Annotated in this window: 18 protein-coding genes; 2 read left to right on the top strand and 16 right to left on the bottom strand. The window is 41.4% G+C overall.

Annotated elements, in window-relative coordinates; translation table 11 throughout:
- Positions 1–42 precede the first annotated feature (42 nt).
- Complete coding sequence (locus B5Y67_RS17480; protein WP_088227697.1) at positions 43–2,061, bottom strand: penicillin-binding transpeptidase domain-containing protein; 2,019 nt, start codon at positions 2,059–2,061, stop codon at positions 43–45.
- 97 nt (positions 2,062–2,158) lie between these two features.
- Between B5Y67_RS17480 and B5Y67_RS25425 the strand changes: the two genes are divergently transcribed.
- Positions 2,159–2,326: a hypothetical protein gene (locus B5Y67_RS25425; RefSeq protein ID WP_170932730.1), complete on the top strand. Its 168-nt coding sequence runs from the start codon at positions 2,159–2,161 to the stop codon at positions 2,324–2,326.
- Positions 2,327–2,471: 145 nt separating this feature from the next.
- Here the strand turns inward: B5Y67_RS25425 and B5Y67_RS17485 are convergent, their stop codons facing one another.
- The 9 genes from B5Y67_RS17485 to trxB form a co-directional block, all read right to left on the bottom strand.
- Complete coding sequence (locus B5Y67_RS17485; protein ID WP_088227698.1) at positions 2,472–3,440, bottom strand: rhomboid family intramembrane serine protease; 969 nt, start codon at positions 3,438–3,440, stop codon at positions 2,472–2,474.
- A 15-nt stretch (positions 3,441–3,455) separates the two neighbouring features.
- Positions 3,456–4,259 (bottom strand): LarC family nickel insertion protein, encoded by an 804-nt coding sequence (locus tag B5Y67_RS17490; protein ID WP_088227699.1) that lies wholly within the window; start codon positions 4,257–4,259, stop codon positions 3,456–3,458.
- A 13-nt stretch (positions 4,260–4,272) separates the two neighbouring features.
- On the bottom strand, positions 4,273–5,034 hold the full coding sequence (larB, locus tag B5Y67_RS17495) for a nickel pincer cofactor biosynthesis protein LarB (RefSeq protein ID WP_088227700.1): 762 nt from the start codon (positions 5,032–5,034) through the stop codon (positions 4,273–4,275).
- Complete coding sequence (gene larE, locus B5Y67_RS17500; protein WP_088227701.1) at positions 5,027–5,863, bottom strand: ATP-dependent sacrificial sulfur transferase LarE; 837 nt, start codon at positions 5,861–5,863, stop codon at positions 5,027–5,029. Before larE ends, larB begins: the two co-directional genes overlap by 8 nt.
- Before the next feature lie 164 nt (positions 5,864–6,027).
- Positions 6,028–6,309, bottom strand: coding sequence for a 4Fe-4S dicluster domain-containing protein (locus B5Y67_RS17505; RefSeq protein WP_047808118.1), 282 nt, complete (start codon positions 6,307–6,309; stop codon positions 6,028–6,030).
- Positions 6,306–7,598, bottom strand: a complete 1,293-nt coding sequence (locus B5Y67_RS17510; RefSeq protein WP_088227702.1) for an FAD-dependent oxidoreductase — start codon at positions 7,596–7,598, stop codon at positions 6,306–6,308. The genes B5Y67_RS17505 and B5Y67_RS17510 overlap by 4 nt, the downstream gene beginning before the upstream one ends.
- A 12-nt stretch (positions 7,599–7,610) precedes the next feature.
- Complete coding sequence (locus B5Y67_RS17515; RefSeq protein WP_088227703.1) at positions 7,611–8,939, bottom strand: electron transfer flavoprotein subunit alpha; 1,329 nt, start codon at positions 8,937–8,939, stop codon at positions 7,611–7,613.
- Complete coding sequence (locus tag B5Y67_RS17520) at positions 8,939–9,772, bottom strand: electron transfer flavoprotein subunit beta/FixA family protein (RefSeq protein WP_088227704.1); 834 nt, start codon at positions 9,770–9,772, stop codon at positions 8,939–8,941. The genes B5Y67_RS17515 and B5Y67_RS17520 overlap by 1 nt, the downstream gene beginning before the upstream one ends.
- A gap of 145 nt (positions 9,773–9,917) precedes the next feature.
- Entirely contained in the window at positions 9,918–10,835 is a 918-nt protein-coding gene (trxB, locus tag B5Y67_RS17525) for a thioredoxin-disulfide reductase (RefSeq protein ID WP_088227705.1), read from the bottom strand.
- A 217-nt stretch (positions 10,836–11,052) separates the two neighbouring features.
- Between trxB and B5Y67_RS17530 the strand changes: the two genes are divergently transcribed.
- Positions 11,053–13,806 (top strand): UPF0182 family protein, encoded by a 2,754-nt coding sequence (locus B5Y67_RS17530; protein ID WP_088227706.1) that lies wholly within the window; start codon positions 11,053–11,055, stop codon positions 13,804–13,806.
- Positions 13,807–14,012: 206 nt separating this feature from the next.
- Here the strand turns inward: B5Y67_RS17530 and B5Y67_RS17535 are convergent, their stop codons facing one another.
- The 6 genes from B5Y67_RS17535 to B5Y67_RS17565 form a co-directional block, all read right to left on the bottom strand.
- Entirely contained in the window at positions 14,013–15,341 is a 1,329-nt protein-coding gene (locus B5Y67_RS17535) for a hypothetical protein (protein WP_088227707.1), read from the bottom strand.
- Between the two features lie 30 nt (positions 15,342–15,371).
- Positions 15,372–16,337: a phosphodiester glycosidase family protein gene (locus B5Y67_RS17540; RefSeq protein ID WP_088227708.1), complete on the bottom strand. Its 966-nt coding sequence runs from the start codon at positions 16,335–16,337 to the stop codon at positions 15,372–15,374.
- A gap of 569 nt (positions 16,338–16,906) precedes the next feature.
- Positions 16,907–17,323 (bottom strand): OsmC family protein, encoded by a 417-nt coding sequence (locus tag B5Y67_RS17550; RefSeq protein WP_088227710.1) that lies wholly within the window; start codon positions 17,321–17,323, stop codon positions 16,907–16,909.
- A gap of 113 nt (positions 17,324–17,436) precedes the next feature.
- The gene (locus B5Y67_RS17555) at positions 17,437–18,015 is read right to left on the bottom strand and encodes an ANTAR domain-containing protein (protein ID WP_088227711.1); all 579 of its coding nucleotides are present in this window, start codon (positions 18,013–18,015) and stop codon (positions 17,437–17,439) included.
- A 154-nt stretch (positions 18,016–18,169) separates the two neighbouring features.
- Positions 18,170–18,826: a hypothetical protein gene (locus tag B5Y67_RS17560; protein ID WP_088227712.1), complete on the bottom strand. Its 657-nt coding sequence runs from the start codon at positions 18,824–18,826 to the stop codon at positions 18,170–18,172.
- A gap of 220 nt (positions 18,827–19,046) precedes the next feature.
- Complete coding sequence (locus B5Y67_RS17565) at positions 19,047–19,778, bottom strand: phosphatase (protein ID WP_088227931.1); 732 nt, start codon at positions 19,776–19,778, stop codon at positions 19,047–19,049.
- Positions 19,779–19,808: the final 30 nt, after the last annotated feature.

Below are 19,808 nucleotides of genomic sequence, written 5' to 3' on the forward strand. Positions count from 1 at the left end.
GACACAGTTAAAATTGAAACTTAGGATGCCTTCTGGGAAAAACTAAGGCTTTAAAGGTGAGAACTTGATTTCAATTATTGTCCCTTTGTTTACTATATTGCCGGCCTCAGGATTTTGTTGAATCACGAGACCGCTCCCGGTAAAATTGAAATGCAGCCCGGATTTTGCCAGTTCATCCCCGGCTTCACGTATTGTCATTCCTGTTAAATCCGGAATAATAACTTCTCCGTTCCCCGGTGATCGTTTGGGAATTATCGGTTTTGGCAAAGGCCTGATCGGAGAATCATCCGATGTAAAAGGTATGATGCTTGGGGTATTCTGGGCTGCAGGAATACCGTAATATTGAAGTACACCTTCAATTATTGCCCTTGCTGGAGGACCTCCTAAAGTTCCGCCTTGATGCCCTTCCTCACCTTTTGGAGTATCAATAATAACTAAGACTGCGATTTTGGGATTCTCGGCAGGAGCAAAGGCAACAAATGAAGCTATGAAGTCTGTTGCAGAATATCCCCCGGTACTGGGATCTACTTTTTGCGCTGTCCCGGTTTTACCTGCAACCCTAATCCCGGGAATTTGAGCGAGATGACCAGTTCCAGCAGTTACAACCTGTTCAAGAATATTCGTCATTTGTGTCGCCGTAGTCCGGGATACCACTTGGCGTATGGGAATTGGCTTTTGCTGTTGAATTACTTCTCCCTCGGGTGTTTTAACGGCATCTACGATATACGGACGATATAAGGTTCCGCCATTGGCAACAGCCGATATTGCAGTTAATAATTGAATAGGTGTCACTAAATTAGCTTGTCCAAAAGACATAGTTGCCAATTCCAAATCTCGCACATTCTCTTGAGGAACAAGCAAACCACTTTCCTCACCTGATGCATCAATTCCGGTTTTTGAGCCAAAGCCAAAGGCCTTCAAATATGTATAGAAAGTACTTTTGCTTAATTTTAGTCCAACCTGAGCTAAGACAACATTCGAGGACAATTGCATGCCCTCAGTAAGGGTAGGATTGCCATGTGGTTTTTGATCAGAATCCCAGTTCGTGATTAAACGGGGGCCTACTCGCAAATATCCCGGATCAGGAAATGTCTCCTCCGTTGATATAACGCCTTCTTCTAAAGCACTGCAGCCGGTGATAATTTTAAATGTGGAACCTGGTTCATAAGACATACTAATCGCCAAGTTTCGTCGTTCTTCCGGCGATGACGTAAGGTAATTTGTAGGATCGAAGGTCGGACGTGAACCCAAGCCCAAAATACGACCGCTCATTGGATCCATGGCTAAAATCGTCACTTTGTCAGCCTTTGTACTTTGCTGCAAATGATCTAATTGTTGTTCGATCAAATATTGAATCGTTGAATCTAAGGTAAGAACTAAACAATTGCCAGGGCGAGAAGGGCTATTTTGGTCAATTGTCTCAATGATAGAACGCGCTCGAGTGTCCTGCTCCAAAGACTGAAAACCAGGCTTGCCAAATAAAACTATATCATAATAAGACTCAATGCCTTCGGCGCCATGTCCCTCCAAATTAACGATTCCTAGAGCTGAAGCGGCTAAGGTTCCCATGGGGTAAACTCGTTTTTCTTCTTCATTCATTCCGACTCCTGGAATTTTCAAAGCCATAACCTGATTAGCTTTCTGTAGATCCACTTGATGAGCGAGGCTAACCCACGATAGGTTTTTATTAAGTTTATCAAGAATGTTTTGGGCATTAAGATCTAAGATTTCCGCAAGCTCTTGAGCCACATGTTCTTTGGTATTGCTGAATTTCTTCTGAGCTATTAGGTTCCTTAGAGTATTCGGATCTGCATAGATTTCTTTAACAGGAACGCTCTGGGCTAAAACGTTCCCCTGAGCATCATAAATTGAACCACGTTTAGGCTGAAGACGTTTATCTGCAGTTCTACGTTCAATTCCTTTAGCTTGAAGATAGGATGCATGTATAACTTGAAGAACAAGCAGTCTCCCTCCAACCAAGACGATTAGAAGAAAAATTCCGGCATATACCCAATAATCTCGTGAAAAATAATGTCTAACATTTTTCTTCCCTTTCACCAAAAATGCTCCATCCTCCTCAAATATCTATAACCGCAATGGATATGCACTCATTATCTAAAATAACATAAGCTATATAAAACTGAAAGGAGTTGTTACTATGAATAGCCCTCAAGAAATTGCAACTCGAATCACTGAGGCTTGGTTAAATGCCTTTGCCACAATAACTAAAGAATTAGGTCACGTCGAGCAACATATTCCTACTCCCCAAGAAGTTAGTGAATTCTTTACTGAGATTCATCGAACCGCCCAAAAGACGAATACATAGGAATTGATTACAAACATTAAAGAGCTTACGCTTTCTTAACTAACGATGGCAATTAATTAAAGCCACCTCGCTAAGAAACCGCAAGCTCTTGATAATAGTTTGTCCTTAGATAGGTGGAAACTATGCTTGTAAGAAAGAGGTATTTTTATGAAAGTTTGGTACTCTTAGGTTGCGCGAAGGTTTTCCAGGAGAAAATGAGACCCATTAACATTCCAGTAAAAAGTCCTCCTAAATGCGCAAAATTATCAATTCCCGGCTGCCAAAAGCCAAAGCCAAGGTTTACCAAAATAACGATCACAAGGTTCATTCCCAGACCGGATTTCCACAGATACGGTCGTTTGTAAATAAAAAGCAACTGGGCTCCTAAGAGGCCCATAATTGCTCCTGAAGCGCCCGCCGAAAGAGCCGGCGAAAACAGAAAGCTCGCTAAGGATCCTCCCAGACCGCTTAACATATAAATTGCAAAATACTTTCCATGCCCATAACTCTGTTCCGTCACAGGTCCTAATGCCCATAAAGCATATAAATTGAAAGCTAGATGCAGGATGCCAATATGAATAAACATAGATGTCAATAAGCGCCACACTTGACCCGCTTGAATTAGAGAATTAACTTTAGCGCCGAAGGTGATTAAGACATCAGGATTTGTTGACCCACCTGCTAAAGTCAGAAGTAAAAAAACTATGACATTAACTCCCAGCAGAACATAAGTAAAATAAGGCGTCGATAGCTTTGGAGATTGGGGTTCAACATTCAGCGTAATTGGAGTTCCGCTGGCAATTTGCTGTAACATATTGGGAATATCCCGCTTTTTCGTCGGTGGAAAGGGAAATAGATTCCCCATTTCCAGATCCCAATACCATAATTGGATACCCGGAAAACGATGTTTCTTTAACTGCGCTGAATCAAACCCTGTAGGACAAAAAACAATTGCGTCCCAGAGTGGAATATTAAATTCAGATATCTTAACCATTAAATCATCAGGAATCTCATTTAAATATCCAAAGATAAGACCTCGCGGCTGAGAGTCAGAGACAGCACAAAACCAGTTTCCCGCTAGAGTGCCTACATTCCAGCCTGACTGTTTCAAACTATCAATAATTTTTTCAACCATACTATCTCCTTAGGTTTATACTTCTCCAATTACCCCTCGAAGCAGACTTGGAATGCCATAATCATTTTTACCTGACCCATAACCCACATTCTGAATAACCATTTCCGGGAAATCACTCTGTTGAGCTAAAGCCTTCATAAGAGATGCTCCTGTTGGCGTAATAAGTTCACCCGTAATGCCGGATTCTCTGAATTTAAAGCCCCGCAGCAGCATCAGAGTCGCAGGAGCCGGCAGGGGCAGCGTTCCATGAGCACATTGAACAAAGCCTTTTGACCAAGGAAGAGTAGGAACACGAATTTCCTCAATGTCTAAAAGATCAAGAGCGATGCAGGTCCCAACGATATCGACAAGAGAGTCCACTGCCCCGACTTCATGAAAGTGAACTTTATCAAGAGTTGTCCCATGAACTCTGGCTTCTGCTTCAGCTAAGACATCAAACACTCGTAAAGCGTTTTTTTGAGAACGTTCGGATAAGGAACCTGACAAGATCATGTTCTGAATATCTGGCAGAAACCGATTATGATTATGATTATGATTATGAGTATGATCATGCTTTTGGCTATGATCGTGTTCGTGTTCGTGTTCGTTTTCATGACTATGATCGCTTTCGTGTTGGAGCTCATTTAGTATTACAACATCGATATCTGTTGCTTGAATGCCTTGAACTTGACGCGAACGGACATCCAGTCGAAATTCGTTCAAACCTATAGAATGCAATTGTTCAATAATCTTCTCCGTGTCTGCACCTAAGGCTATTAAAGACCCCAAAGCCATATCTCCGCTAATACCTGCAAATGTATCCCAAAAAAGAATTTTCAAATTGAGGCTCCTCTCAATGATTTTTGTTTACTCTGCGAATAATTGTCGACGCTAAAGAAGCCGCCCCAAAACCATTATCAATATTTACAACGCCTACTCCTGAAGCACAGCTGTTCAGCATGCTGAGTAATGCTGCCAGCCCTTGAAAATGAGCGCCATACCCAACACTTGTCGGCACGGCTATCACCGGCTGCTCGACTAAACCGCCGACAACGCTCGCTAAAGCACCTTCCATTCCTGCCACAACAATCAAGACATCTGCACTATCCATAGTCTCTCGTTGAGCAAGAAGGCGATGAAGCCCCGCAACACCAACATCAAAAATTGTTTCTACGTCATGACCCATATAACGAGCTGTAAGCCAAGCCTCCCGGGCTACAGGTAAATCAGCTGTGCCGGCAGTCATGATAAGAATTTTTCCTGGAATTGTTGGCTCTTCCAAGGGCAGCAACAGGAGGCAGCGTGCCAGGGGATCATACTGAGCACCGGGGAAATGATGCAGTATTATATCAGCATGTTCAGGGATAAGCCGAGTTGCCAAGACATTCCGAGATTTAGCGCCTAAATGTTTCAAGATGGAAACAATTTGCTCTGGTTGCTTCCCTTGGCAAAAAATAACTTCAGATTGTCCTGTCCTTAATGCTCGATGATGATCTAAGCGGGCAAACCCTAAATCCTCAAAGGGCAATTCCTTCAGTTGGTTTAAAGCCTGCTCTGGGGTACAATTTCCTGCTTTAACGGCTTCAAGGAGAGTTTTAAGGGTTTCCTCATCCATTTAGTCCCCCTCCCTTCTGGTTATGATTTAAACTGCCCGAACGAAGTCCTTCTAAATCCAGCGTTACAAATTGAAAACCTAACTTTTTAATAGCTTCAGCAATTTCAGTATAATGTTGGAAAAAAGACGCAAATTCTTGGGTCGGAATCTCAATACGCCCTATGTCTTTATGGGCCCTTACGCGACATTCGTCAAAGCCAAAACTGACCAGAATAGCCTCAGCCTGAGCAATTCTGGTTAATAATTCAACGGATATGGCATCACCGTAAGGAACTCTTGAAGCAAGACAGGCCATTGATGGCTTGTCCCAAGTCAGTAAATTCCGTCGCCGAGATAAAGCTCGGATCTCTTCCTTTGTAAGTCCAACCTCCAGCAAGGGGCTTTTAATCTTTAATTCTTTGAGAGCCTTTCTTCCAGGACGATAATCTTGGTCATCGGAAGCATTCGTTCCTTCAATTAAGTTAGAATATCCTAATTGTTTGCTTAGCGACAGGAATGTCTCAAATAATTCTTTTTTACAAAAGTAACATCGGTCCGGCGGATTATCTCGAAACGGTTGTAACTCAATAATGTCAATATCAATCACTTCGATGGGGAAGTGATATGTTTGAGCTAACAATAGAGCGGAGTTCTGCTCTTCGCTGGAAATCATCGGGCCACGTGCAAAAACTGCTTTACAGTTTTGCCCCAAGGCCTCCTGAGTTATAGCCATGAGATAAGTAGAATCGACGCCGCCCGAAAAAGCTACAAGGACGCTTTCATAGGATTTTATCAGACTAATAAGCTTGGTTTCTTTGTTTAAAGTTTCTTTGTTGAGTGTTACTTCCATGGTTATGCTCCCTTCCACTCTATTCTACCGATCGTTCAAATGACTGTCAAAGAAACTTTGAAGGGAAATCTGCACGTGGTTAAAAGAACGTTTTAATGAAAATCCTGGTAAAAAAGAACAGGGGGTAACCTCCCTGCTCTTGAACCAAAACTATGTTTGAATATTTAACCATTCTTCCAGGAAACCCCAAAACCGCCTCTCGGATATTTCCAGATTATGTTGCCATAAGGGCAGCCAATGAGACATGTACCGCACTCAAGACATCCTTCATACCCTACAGAAATTCGCTTCTCCTCTTCGTCCCAATCATAAACATGGGCTGGGCAAAAGCGAGTACAAGGTTTATCTTGACATTGGTTCAGACAAACTTTTGGATCGCTGATTTTAATATGATTTAATTTATCAGTATTAAATCGCACTAAATAAAGTTTATCGTCTAATTTCATAGTAATGCCCTCCATGCCCCATAGATATCTTTAATAATACCACCTTTTGATCGTTGTTCGAAGAGCATTTGCATTATTTCCTTCTGGCGTTGTTTCTTAGGTGTCCCATCAGCCGTTAAATACATTTTGGCGGCTTTGGAAAACATTTTGGGATAAATCTTTAAAAGATGAGGGTTATTCTCAAAGAATTCACCCATATGACGATAATGGTAAAGGTCTTTTAAAACGAAAGAATCACGCAATCGAGCTTCATAAACCGCCATTGCTTGATCACTGACATCCCCCGCTTTGATCGCTTGAGCTGCAACTTCGCCGGCAATTTTTCCCGATATCATGGCAAGATTTGACCCTTCGCGGTTCAGCGAATTCATAAGCATAGCGGTGTCCCCTACTACCATAACTCCCTGACGATGCAGTCTTGGGACTTGAGTATAACCGCCCTCCGGGATCAGATGAGCAAGGTACTCCTTGGTTTCACCGCCCTGCAGAAGACGCTTAACATAGGGTTTTGCTTTTAGATTTTCCAAAAGATCATTAGGTGTCCATTGTTCACGAATCACAGATGCCAAAATTGCTCCAACCCCGATAGATATGGAATCCTTATTCGTATAGATAAATCCCACACCCATCATGCCTGCAGTGGAATCTCCGTAGAGTTCGATAGTAGCCCCTTGTCCTTCATCGAGACAAAAACGATCTTCAATCTTTTCTTTGGGCAGGGCAATAACTTCTTTAACAGTGACAGCTACGGAGGCTGGTTTCAAAGGTTTAGCCAACCCGGTCTTAACAGCAAGAAAGTTATTTACTCCTTCGGCAATAATGACGACTTTTGCTCCCAAATCCCCTTCAGCTCGACCCGTCCGAACTCCTACAACGTTTCCGTTTTGATATAAAAGATCTTCGACTAATGTTTCTGTAATAATCATAACACCGGCTTTTTCAGCTTGCTGAGCAAGCCAACGGTCAAATTTAACCCGTAATATCGAATGGGCGTTATAAGGTTCCTTCGCCCAATCCGGATCTCGATACCCCGCCAGTATCGATTCATCTCCACTTAACATAGCGAGTCTCTGTTCTATAATGGGGCGTTCTAAGGGTGCCTCTTTCCAAAACTCTGGCACTACCATATCCGTAGCCTTAGTATAAAGGATACCACCCATTACATTTTTCGTGCCGGGATAATCCCCGCGTTCAATGACTAATGTTTTCATACCTCCATTAGCAGCACTAATTGCGGCAGATAGGCCAGCAGGACCACCTCCGACGATAATTACATCAAAGTTTTCCATGGTTGCCCCTCCTTAATTAGCCACGCCATGCTGAAGGCGTTTTTTGAATTCTGAAGTCATTGCAGGCACGATCTGGAATAAATCTCCGACAATTCCGTAGTTTGCAACTTTTAATATGGGAGCTTCGGGATCATTATTGATGGCAATGATAAAATCGGATGTTTCCATACCTACCAAATGCTGAATAGCACCAGAAATCCCAATGGCTATATATACTTTAGGACGAACAGTAACGCCTGATTGCCCTACTTGTTGATCATGGCTGAGCCAACCCGCTTCCACAGCCCCGCGAGTTCCTGCCAGAGTAGCACCTAAAACTTCTGCCAATTCTTCTGCTAATACTAAATTCCGTTTAGCAGCAATCCCCAAACCTACCGAAACAATAATTTCAGCTTTATCAAGAAAAGTGCTCCTGGCATCAGCCGCTATAAACTCCAGGACTTTTGTATGAATGTCACTTTCACTTAAGCCGAATTCTTCCCGAATTAATTCCCCTTCTCGACCTTCTGCTCGCTCAGGCATTTCCATCACTCTCGGACGAACCGTCGCCATTTGCGGGCGTCTTGCGCGGCAAAGAATTGTCGCCATGATATTTCCTCCGAAAGCGGGCCGGGTTTGCTGCAAGAGTTTTGTCTCCGGATCAATTCCTAATACGGTACAATCGGCAGTTAAACCGGTTTGCATCTTCGTAGCAACAGCTGGGAACACATCTCGTCCCATTGATGTCGCACCCATTAAAATAATTTCTGGTTGATATTTTCGCACGAGACTCGTAATTGCCTCAGCATAAGGTTCTGTTCGATAGTCTTTGAGAACTTCATGATCTATAACATAGAGTTTTTCAGCGCCATAGGCAAACGCTTCGGGAATAACATTGTCAACTTGATAACCGGTAATTACGCCGCAAAGTTCAGACCCAAGGGAATCCGCAAGTTTTCGGCCCTCGCCCAATAACTCCCAGGATACCGGAGCAACTCTTCCATTGTTATATTCAATGATAACCCAAACCCCGCTCCAAACATCTCCCCCTGCAATCGGAGTCACTTGAGAACGAATAGTTTTTTTCTCATTTCCCTGAGCATAATCGCTGACAGATTCAGGTAAAGGCTCCTTCAGATTAAACTTTGAACCGACCTCAGAAGACAGTTCGTCTTTTGAGTCCTGGGGAATAGCAAGGGATAAAGCATTCGTTGGGCAAACTTTAACACAACTACCCAAGTCTTTGCATTTATTTGGGTCCGGAGTAGCTAAACCGTCAACTAAATCAATAGCTTCAAGGGAACATTCCATAACGCAGGCTCCGCAGCCAATACACTTTGTCTTATCTACAGCAACTGTCATTAACGTTTTCCTCCCTTCATAAGGGGATTAACCATGATGACGTTTTGTTGGAAAAGCTTTTGAACGACTGAAGCAGCGGTCCCCGCCGGATCGTTTTGCCCATCAATGATCTCTCCGCCAGAACGTCCTGGGGGGGCAAAAATTCGCGAAACACTCGTAGGAGATCCCTTAAGACCCATTTGAGTTAAATCAAATGATAAAGAGTTTACATTCCATAGTTCAGGTTCATAAGCGGCGGCTTTCATCATGTTGGGTAATGTCGCATAGCGTATATCATTCAGTTCTTTTTCGACAGTAATTAAAGCAGGCAGCTGAGCTTGAACGATTTGCCGGCCACTTTCCGTTTTTCGTTCAACAGTTACGCTCGTGTCTGTCAGTTCCCTAATTCTGATAGCATAGGTCAATTGGGGAAAACCGAGGCGTTGGGCGATACCGGGTCCTGTTTGAGCAGTATCGCCATCAATTGCTTCTTTTCCGGCAAACACCAGATCGATAGGTTCCGTCTCATGAATCGTCTTAAGAGCCGTTGAAATAATATAAGCTGTTGCCAAAGAGTCTGAACCGCCAAAAGCGCGATCACTTAGAAGAATTGCTCGATCAGCACCAAAAGACATTGCTTTTTTTAAAGCTTCTTTCGCTTGGGGTGGACCCATACTGACGATAGTAACTTTTCCGCCAACTTTATCCTTCAAACGAATTGCTTCTTCCAGACCATGGGCATCGTAGGGATTGATAATTGACGGTACTCCCTCACGCATGAGGGTATTAGTATGGGGATCTATTCGGACTTCTGAGGTATCTGGTACTTGTTTTAGGCAGACGACAAAGTGCACAGCGCATTCCACCCTTATTTTTTAATAATTTTAAATTGATTAGAGTTATAAATTCTTGCACAATTACAGCATATTACAACCCCCATAAATTATCAAGTTCTGACTTGTTTTCTTAATTAGCCATTAGAATCATGAACAATTGATATTAACTCTGATGTTCCGTAAGATATTTCTCAACTTCAACGGCAGCAAGAGCTCCGTCTCCGACAGCTGTTGCCACTTGACGTAAAGGTGTATCACGAATATCACCGACTGCGTACACACCTTCAATATTTGTCTGCAGATATTGATCAGTATATATATACCCTCGTTCATTAGTTTTTATCTCACCGTTTAAAAATTGGTCATTGGGATCGGTCCCGACATAAATAAATACACCATCAGCCTGAATTTCTTTCGTTGTTGAATCAAGGACATTACGTAAGCGTACTCCTTCAACATGATCTGAACCAAGAATCTCCTCAACAACGTAATTTAATTCAAAGCGCATTTTCGAGTTGCCTTTTGCCCGGTCAATGAGGATTTGGGAAGCCCGAAAACCCTCACGCCGATGAATAAGAATAACTTCCTCCGCAAATTTTGTCAGGTAGGCGCCTTCTTCAAGGGCTGCATCTCCCCCGCCTACAACGATAACCTTTTTGCCTCGAAAAAAGGCACCGTCACAAGTTGCACAATAAGACACGCCTCTGCCTCTGAATAGATCTTCCCCCGGAACATTCAACAATCTTGGTTTTGAACCAGCGGCGATAATTACCGACTTTGTTTCAAGAACAGAACTATCAGTTTGAATTTTTTTAACCGTTTCTTTAAGGTCAAGAGTTTTGACTTCTTCATAAATAAATTCAACGCCGAAGGACAAGGCTTGCTGATGGAATGAATTCATCAGCTCATAACCATTAACCCCTTCCGGAAATCCCGGATAGTTTTCAATTTTTTCCGTTGAAGCCGCTTGTCCGCCGGGCATTGCTAATTCAACGATGGCTGTCTTAAGACCTCCCCGGGAAGCATAAATTCCTGCAGTCAGTCCCGCAGGGCCGGCTCCAACTATTATTACGTCATACATTATTAAACAACTCCTCTTAATGCGCTCTAACATACCCCTCACGGGTATTATATGTTTTAGTATACCATAGCAAGACTAAATTTAGAAAGACTCTAATCACAATTTATAAAAATTTTGGAAGGGATTTTTATTTCTTGGGAAGAATATATGGAATACTGGTTATAGATCTAAACGATGATGATGGGTTTTAGCCATAGTTTTAAAGGAGGAATCTTTATTGCAACGTTTCATCAAAATCCTTGTAGGGATTATCTTTATTGCAGCTTTACTGAAGGCTTCAAGCGGCTTATATGAAGATTGGTTATGGTTTAAGGATCTCGGTTATTCACAGCTTTTCTGGACGCCACTCTTAAGCAAGGTTATTTTCCAAGCTGTCAACGGAACGATTCTCTTCATTTTTATAGCTGGGACATTATTCTCCATACGCCATGCCATCGTAACATTTGTGAATGAACGTCTGCGTCTTCGTTTACGTTTAGTCCAAGATATGAATCGTCCGGTTTTAAGCTTATCCCAGCGCAGAGTAACAATTTGGCTCCTCATTATTTCAGTCGTTATAAGTTTCGGAGTAAGTTTTATTGCCGGGTTTACCGGATGGTTAGATGTTCTATCCTTTATCCATGCTACACCTTTTGGGCAAACTGATCCTATATTTGGGAAGGATTTGGCATTTTATTTTTTTCAATTGCCTTTTTTAAGAACCTTTTTTAATGCCTTCTTTGCTCCCTTATTTCTCCTCACCTTATTTACTGCGATTTTCTATATCGTAACAAGAGTACTAAAACTTCATTCCCTCAAATTTTGGCGTAAGGGAGCAGTAGAAATTACTCCTGGGGCTCGCCGTCATCTTGCCTTATTAATATGTATTCTTTTCGCCTTAAAAGCCTTCGGTTATTATCTTGACATTTTTCAGCTACTTTATTCTATCCACGGCCATGTTGTTGGTGCAGGCTATACAGATTTAACGGCTGCCCTGCCTGCCCTTAAAATCTTAATTGTGATCAGCATAATAGGCTTTGTTCTAGCCATTGTTGCCCAAACATTTAAAGATCCTCGCTTACTAACAGTCCCTGTTGCAGGGGTTATTGCTGTTGGAATTGTAATTTACGGCATATTTCCGAATCTATTGCAATCCTTTGTAGTAATTCCAAATGAGTTGACTAAAGAACAGCCCTACATCCAAAATGAAATTGCCATGACTCGATACGGTTATGGATTAAATCATATTTCTGAGGTTAATTATCCCGGAAACACACCGATAACTTTAAGCAGTTTAAAGGCCGATCAAGGTACTTTGAACAATATTAGACTTAATGATACACGTCCCTTGCTGCAAACATTTACCCAAAAACAAGGAATTCGCCTCTACTATAAATTTAATGATATCGATATCGACCGCTATATGGTTAATGGTGAGTATCGCCAAGTTATGTTAGGCCCCAGAGAAATATCCACACCGGACTTAGATCCCAAGGCTCAAACCTTTGTAAACTTGCGCTTCAAATATACTCACGGTTATGGTGCCGCCGCTTCTTTTGCCAATGCTGTAGGGCCTGAGGGATTACCGTCCTTTGCGATTAGCGATATCCCCCCTGTCACTAATTTTCCTGAACTGAAGCTAAAAGAACCACGCATCTATTACGGTGAACTTACCAATGATTGGGTTGTTGCCGATACTTCGATTAAAGAGTTTGATTATCCTCAAGGGGATACAAATTCTGAAACCTCTTATACCGGAAAAACAGGAATCCCCTTTACCCCAATTAATAAGTTTATGCTTTCCCTCAGCCATGGAACATTACGATTCTATCTTGCCAGCGAGGTAACAGCAAATAGCAAAATGCTTATTTACCGCAATATTAAAGAACGGGTTCAAAAATTAGCACCCTTTCTAACCTATGATTCTGATCCCTATATGGTCATCGATAACGGCCGCCTTAAGTGGATTGTCGATGCTTATACCACGTCTGATGCCTTGCCGTATTCGAATAAATACTCCGACCAAGATTTCAACTACATCCGTAACTCTGTCAAAGTCGTCATTGATGCCAACGACGGAACCGTTGATTTTTATGCTATTGATCCTCAAGATCCTATTTTAAAAACATACATGAGCATTTTCCCCGGAGTGTTCAAAGATTTTTCCAGTTTTCCGGCATCTTTGAAAAGTCACCTGCGTTATCCTGAAACCTTATTCACTATCCAAAGTAACATGCTTAAAACATTTCATATGACAGATCCTTCCGTTTTCTATAATAAAGAAGATGCCTGGGATATTGCCAAAGAACTTTACCAGGCCAAACCTCAAAATGTTGATCCTTATTATACGATTATGACAATTCCCGGAGAAACAAAACCTGAGTTTGTCCTTATGTTGCCCTTTACCCCGGCTTCCAGTGAATCAAATTCTCGCAACAACATGGTAGCTTGGATGGCGGCACGAATGGACGGCTCACATTATGGACAGCTCATGCTCTTCGAACTCCCCAAGAGTATCGAAATCGACGGACCATTGCAGATTGAATCGCGCATTGATCAAGATCCGGATATTTCAAAACAGTTGTCGCTTTGGGATCAAAAAGGATCCAGCGTCATCCGCGGAAACCTCTTAGCTCTTCCGATCGGCGGAAACTTCCTCTATGTTGAACCGGTTTATCTGCAATCAGACAAAGGCGGAAGCATCCCTGAAATGAAACGAGTCGTTCTCGCTTACGAGGATCAGTTAGTAATGACGGATAATGTCGGTTCAGCGTTAACTCAAATCTTTGGAGAGGGAGCACCCCAGCCAACCATTCCTGGGCAGCAACAAAGTGCCCCTCCGCCGACCACACCATCAGGGACGGAAACCCCGAGCAGTCAATCTCAATCAATTTCCTCGATACTAGATCAAATGAACCAAATTCGTGACTTACTTGACAATTTAGAAACTCAACTTAAAGACTTACAAAGTTCATCAAGCCCTAAGCAGTGAACTGGGAGTCTTACGATTGATAAAACATAGACCTAACGTTATAAAAACATCGTTTTAGAATTACTCAAAGAAATTTAACATAAAAGGAGCGCTCGCGTGCGCTCCTTTTGTATGATTACTAAATTATAGACTTCCCAAAGGAAGTTTTCTTCGCCCATGAAAGTGAACTCAGGAACACTCGGCATCCTTGCTTCAGAGATATTTGTTTATTCTTTAGATTTAAGCGGCTGCAATACGGCCTGGGTAGAATCCCCGTTCTTGGTAAGCTGAACTAATTCCGCCCCATCAACAGAAACATAATTTTCGTCCCCTTGCAATTTAACTTCCGAGAGATTCCCTTTAGTGATAATATTGGCAGTTTGATCATTATAGACAATAACTTGTCCGTCTGCTCCAATTAGAGTCCGTACAGAATCGTCATAGGGAATATTTCCTTCCCAAAGAGTATCAAGTGAAGGATTGCTCGTGACATGGGTAAGGTCATCGGTAGTTTTGATTTTGACAAGTCGATTGTTTTCAATTTCACCGATATAAACACTGCCATCTCTTATACCTAAAATTTGATCAGAATTATTATTAGAAATCACTACACGCTTTGAACCATCTAAGGCAATGACTTCATGCTTGGACCCAACTTTACTATCAAGGTATAGAGTCCCATAACGATCAGAAGCCGCCATATTATCGATAGTTTCACCTGATTTACTTAGTGTTTTGACGTTTTTCATAACATCAATTTCCAGCAGCAATTCAGACTGTGCACTTTTCACCGTCAGATACATCAAATTTGTGAATGTTGAAACGACGCATTCCTCGATCTTTCCACCTGCAGGAAAATTATCAATCGTTTGATTAAATCGATCATCTGGTGCCGTCGAATCATCGTCACTGTCTGGAAGGTCGAGTGAATACAACTCCGTTAATTGGGGATTGTTATAACGTTTCACGACGTACGGCTTAGCAGTCTCCTCTTTCGTGGATTCTTTTGTGGTACTGTTGCTGTTAGTTTTATTGCTCGACTTATCCGTAGTTTTAGAATTCGCTTTTTCATTGGGATCTTCTGTTTTGGGTACTGTCGTCGATGGTGTCTGAACAGTCGATTGCGAAGTCTGACCAGAAGTCTTTGACTGAGTTTGAGTAGGATAAACGGTTACTAAGGTGTAGGGATTCGGGTTTGCCTTAGCATAAAAATAGAGCAGTGTATTTCTATCCGGCAGCCACTGATAGGTCAAAACTCCCAAGGAGCTGCCGTTTCCGGAAGGGGGAGCCTTTTCGAACACGACCTTCTGCTTTTTAAGATTAAAAACCTTGAGAGTACCATCTTCGGAATAAGCAATATAGTCCTTAGCGTAAGAAACCTGAACGTTTTGGAGATTCGATCCGGGGATAGTAGCTTTAAGCTGAGTAGTAATAATTTTAGGACTTTGGTCTGGAGTAATTACTTGCTGCACTTTACGATTTAAATAAGAATATCCCCCATATTGCACTAATAAGGAAATTAATGTCCAAACGGCAACAGTACGTAGCTTCTTCATGAAATTTCTCCTTTACACCGGGATTGCTTATTAAGGGGTTACAACAAAAGCTGTCGGGATATAGCGCTCGCCAAAAATATCCCACAACTTGTTTTGGACTTTCCCATCATAGACGAGTTCAGAAGAAGAACCGCCATCCAGGTTAACAGCATTTACAGCATGATAATCGTTAAAGACATTCATGAGATCTCGCAGCGTTGCTCCAATGCTCCAAGTTGGTTGACGGCCATCAATTACTACGAAAATTACAGTTCCATCGGCCGTTTGTCCTATTCCTGTCCTTGGGGCTATCCCCCATCCGCCATCGCCTTGAATCACAGACTTGCCGTTAACAATCAGGTTTGGCCCAAAGGAAACAGCTTCTTGAATATGTTTTTCTTCCAATTGACTCGCAGTCATATCTCCAATAACTAAGTTACCTTGATCATCGAAGCCAACAATATTTACCTTTTGATTTCCGACATTGTTATGGACCAATTTGCCATTTTGAACAGTCAGCCCGTCGGGAAAGGCTCCATTACCTTTACCATTGGGATCATAAAATCCTCCTGCGTTAATTCCGGCAATTGCTCCCATATCTTGAACCAAGTCACTAACCCGTTCTCCCGTTGTGCCAATCTGCTTTGTTACTGCCAGCTTGATTCGCTTGGGATCTTTAATCAACATAACTTTTCCTTTGAAACTCGGACCTTTAATATCTTCAATGGTAATTCCTGAAGTTGCGTCATTGACAACACTGCTGCGTGATATATCCTGACTAGTCAAAACTCCATTGCCATAGCCACTTTCCATGATTTTATCTATTTCAGCTTGTGACAAAAAGGCTTTGACAAACTGTGGATGACGTGAAGTATAAACCGAACCTACTGCTACAGTTTTAAGGGACTGAAATGGTCCCCAGAACAGAACAAAGGGCGCAAGAATTCCAGCAAGAATAAGATTATAGACTAAAAAGGCTAAAATCTTCTTGATTCTAATTGTTCGCTTTTTCTTCATAAGAATTGTTTTCCCCTTCTCCATTGATCTTAAATTAAAAAATTCTCTAAAAAACAAAGCCGCATTTTTTTGCGGCCTCGAACCCTTATTTGACCTTTATGACTTATTTACCCCGCTTTTTCAATTCAGATATCAACTTCCATATAGAATAAAGAATTAAGACTAAATAAAAGTATACACTGATCTGAATTGAAGACCATTGAGAAGTTCCTTGATAAACCTCGACGAACTGAATAAGTAACCCAGACGCCATACCAACAATAATAATCGTCCACAAATAAATTGCAACACCATATTTTTTGCGTTTTGAAAAATAATACAAATAAAGCACTACGCAAAGAACAAATATACTTCTTAAAACCATTAATAATATTGACATTCTTCAGCCTCATTCGTCATTAAAATATACCCACAACGCCGTCTTAAGTATAACAAATCATATTAATTCAATCAAGGATTGTCTCCAAGATATCTATCATAATCAATGTGATAACTTTTGTCCTCTGCACTGCCTGACAAACGAAAAAAAAGCCGGCTAATACGGCTCCTATAAGTTATCACTTTATTGCTTACTCTGGATTCACTTCAATCCTGTACGTCAAATCTGCCGCTTTATCAATCATATTGGCAACGCTGCAGTATTTTTCCATAGAAAGCTGAACAGCCCGACGCAGCTTATCCTCAGGAAGAGATTCACCCCAAAATTTATAGACAACCTCGATATCTTTAAATACTTTAGGATGATCGCTGGCCCTTTCCCCTTCTACCGTTGCCTCAAATCGCTGCAGCTTGACTTGCATTTTCTCAAGGATAGATACGATATCCATTCCGCTGCAGCCTGCTATAGCCATTAAAAGGAGCTCCATCGGATTAGAACCAAGTCCTGAACCGCCGGCAGTAACAGCTGTATCAATATGAGTCATTGTTTTTGAACTTCCTTCACCTTGAAAGTGCATACCCTTAATATGTTTTACAGTTACTTTCATAAAAAAACTCCTTTCAACTTTTTTTAATCGTCAGACGACTCCCACTTCTACAAGTGGGAGTGGTTCAGCTTAGCTGAACGAGTTCACTCGAAATCCGAAACAGATTCGATGATCTATAATGTAGGTGACCAGACTCCTTTAATGACTTCTTGAGCAACTTTCCTCAGGGACTTACGCGTTGTCATCGCATGATCACGAAGAGCTTTATAAGCATCTTGTTCTGAAATGCCGTGCTGCTGAATGATAGACAACATAGCTTGGAATAATAGTTTCCGCGTCTTGAGGTCTTCTTCTAAACGCTGCAGTTGCTGATAGTGTTCTGATTCACGTTGATAGCGATGCTCTGCCATTTGAATACCTGCAACTATATCTAAAACACGCCAGGGATAAACAGCAACATGATGGGCATCAGCTTCTATGACTTCAGGAAGGACATAATGCTCTTCTTGAGTTAAGACAACCACAATAGGGCATAAATGCTGCAATACAAGATTTTGGAGAACTTCCGATGAACTTAAACCGCGAAGATTCCATCCCATAATTACAAGATCAGGTTCAAAGCGATGTATAAAACGCAAGGCCTCCATGCCGTTATCGGTTGTCGCTAGAAGTTGATAATTTGCTAAGGGCAACATAGATTTTATTTCTTGATTTAAAGCAGACTTACCTGATACTAATATAGCCCTTTTCATTCGAATTTCACCCATTTCAATCCCGAAATTACTTGCCAATAATACCGCGATATGCAAAAATATTCAAGATAGTTTAATAGTTCTTCAGTTCATCGACATTAATATGTAATTACCTTCTAATGAAAAAACGCTCGAAGGGAGCGTTTTTTTATATTTATTTAGCTACAGCGCCAATATGATCATCAGCAGCGCAGAACTCCGGATCTTGCTGGATTGTAGACGAATTATATTTAACGGAATTCATTCGCAGCGGGAATACAAGAACAAATAAGGCAATACCCCCAAAGGCAAAAGCCAAATGCTGTATCGTTAACAATGTAAAAACAAACGGAATCATGTTTGGAGAAGTCCCTATAGCAAAGCTAAAAGGCTGAATTAGTTTTAAATTAGCATTTTGAAGTTCATCCGGAGTTGCATCGGAAATAGGTTTTTTATCTGACAGTATCCAAACAGTCTTATCCGTATTTTTAACAGATTGAATGATTTTCTGACCGATTTTATAAAAGGGATCAACTGAGGAAAAATAAATAAATCCTTTTGTGGTATAAATTTTATCCAGCTCAACAGGCGTACCCGTAATGCTTGCTTTGGTATTAGTGGTTTCTATACGTAAAATATCGTTTTTATCTATATTTACAGGTCCTTGATCGGTTATCACAGTATACAAATCACCGTCAACTAATTCAATATTGGATACTTTAACATTGAGGAGCCTTATGCCAACCATTGACAGGAAGATCACTAATAAGCTCACTATGATCATAGCTCCCGCCATCCGTTCGCGATCGAACTGTCTTTCTTTATTTAACAACTTTGACACGTCCTTTTCTTATCTTCTAGAAGTACTTCTAGTTTTACCACAAAACTCATTTTACTATAAATTATTTTGTGAAACAAACTTTTTATAAATTCATCCATAAGATCAATCTATGAAAAAAGAAGGCATAGTAGCCTTCTTTTTGAAAATCCTATCATTATCACAGGCTCAGGAGCCCTAAGAAAGGAGATTGAACTTTCGGAACATAAACTTATTAAATGGTTGTAAAACGCTTTCTCCGTCGATCTTGTAAATAATCAAGCACCCGTTGAGGAGAAGTATTGAGAATCTGATCTTCCAAGATCCCTACTTCTTCAATCAATTGCAGAGATCGATCGAAGACCCCTACCCGATCCCAAAAGTGAGCATCGCTGCCAATAATAATAGGGCCTTTATATTTTGCCATATAACTCGCGAAGCGATGACAATTCTCCTGAGTCTCTTTTTTTCCGGCTGCAAGAGAACTGTTATTAATTTCAACCGGAAGTTGTAATTGAGCTGACATATAAGCGATCTTTTCTAAGTCTAATTCAAACTCCGGTCGGCCTGGATGAACCATCATGTCGGTAAAAGGGTTTTCCATGGCTTTAATATACGCTTGGGTGTTTTGTTCAATTGTTCCACCCGGATAACATTGGACATGAAGGCCGGCTAAGACAAGTTTCATTCGAGTTAAATAATTTATGGGTACATCAAGTTCACCTTCATGGTTAATAATATTGGCCTCGACTCCCGGTATGATCCTTACTCCGTGAAGTTCTTCGGGTAAAATTGCTAAATTTCCGAAATGATATAAAGAAGGTGCCCCTAACATACTGGGGCCATGATCCGTCATCCCTAATAATTGCAATCCTTTCCGCGAAGCAGCTAAGGCATTTTCGGAAATCGTGCTATAGGCATGTCCACTAGAAATCGTATGCGTATGTAAATCTACTAACATCTTCATCAGATTCACCTCAGGTCTATTATACCTCCA

The organism is Desulfosporosinus sp. FKB (assembly GCF_002196705.1).
GTDB lineage: Bacteria > Bacillota > Desulfitobacteriia > Desulfitobacteriales > Desulfitobacteriaceae > Desulfosporosinus.

Excerpts from the sequence above, each read along its gene's own strand:
- trxB (WP_088227705.1), bottom strand. The coding sequence starts at position 10,835 with ATGTATGACGTAATAATAGTTGGAGCCGGCCCTGCGGGACTGACTGCA.
- B5Y67_RS17540 (WP_088227708.1), bottom strand. The coding sequence starts at position 16,337 with ATGAAGAAAAAGCGAACAATTAGAATCAAGAAGATTTTAGCCTTTTTA.
- B5Y67_RS25425 (WP_170932730.1), top strand. The coding sequence starts at position 2,159 with ATGAATAGCCCTCAAGAAATTGCAACTCGAATCACTGAGGCTTGGTTA.
- larE (WP_088227701.1), bottom strand. The coding sequence starts at position 5,863 with ATGGAAGTAACACTCAACAAAGAAACTTTAAACAAAGAAACCAAGCTT.
- B5Y67_RS17515 (WP_088227703.1), bottom strand. The coding sequence starts at position 8,939 with ATGACAGTTGCTGTAGATAAGACAAAGTGTATTGGCTGCGGAGCCTGC.
- B5Y67_RS17505 (WP_047808118.1), bottom strand. The coding sequence starts at position 6,309 with ATGAAATTAGACGATAAACTTTATTTAGTGCGATTTAATACTGATAAA.
- larB (WP_088227700.1), bottom strand. The coding sequence starts at position 5,034 with ATGGATGAGGAAACCCTTAAAACTCTCCTTGAAGCCGTTAAAGCAGGA.
- B5Y67_RS17565 (WP_088227931.1), bottom strand. The coding sequence starts at position 19,778 with ATGAAGATGTTAGTAGATTTACATACGCATACGATTTCTAGTGGACAT.
- B5Y67_RS17510 (WP_088227702.1), bottom strand. The coding sequence starts at position 7,598 with ATGGAAAACTTTGATGTAATTATCGTCGGAGGTGGTCCTGCTGGCCTA.
- B5Y67_RS17550 (WP_088227710.1), bottom strand. The coding sequence starts at position 17,323 with ATGAAAGTAACTGTAAAACATATTAAGGGTATGCACTTTCAAGGTGAA.
- B5Y67_RS17535 (WP_088227707.1), bottom strand. The coding sequence starts at position 15,341 with ATGAAGAAGCTACGTACTGTTGCCGTTTGGACATTAATTTCCTTATTA.
- B5Y67_RS17555 (WP_088227711.1), bottom strand. The coding sequence starts at position 18,015 with ATGAAAAGGGCTATATTAGTATCAGGTAAGTCTGCTTTAAATCAAGAA.
- B5Y67_RS17485 (WP_088227698.1), bottom strand. The coding sequence starts at position 3,440 with ATGGTTGAAAAAATTATTGATAGTTTGAAACAGTCAGGCTGGAATGTA.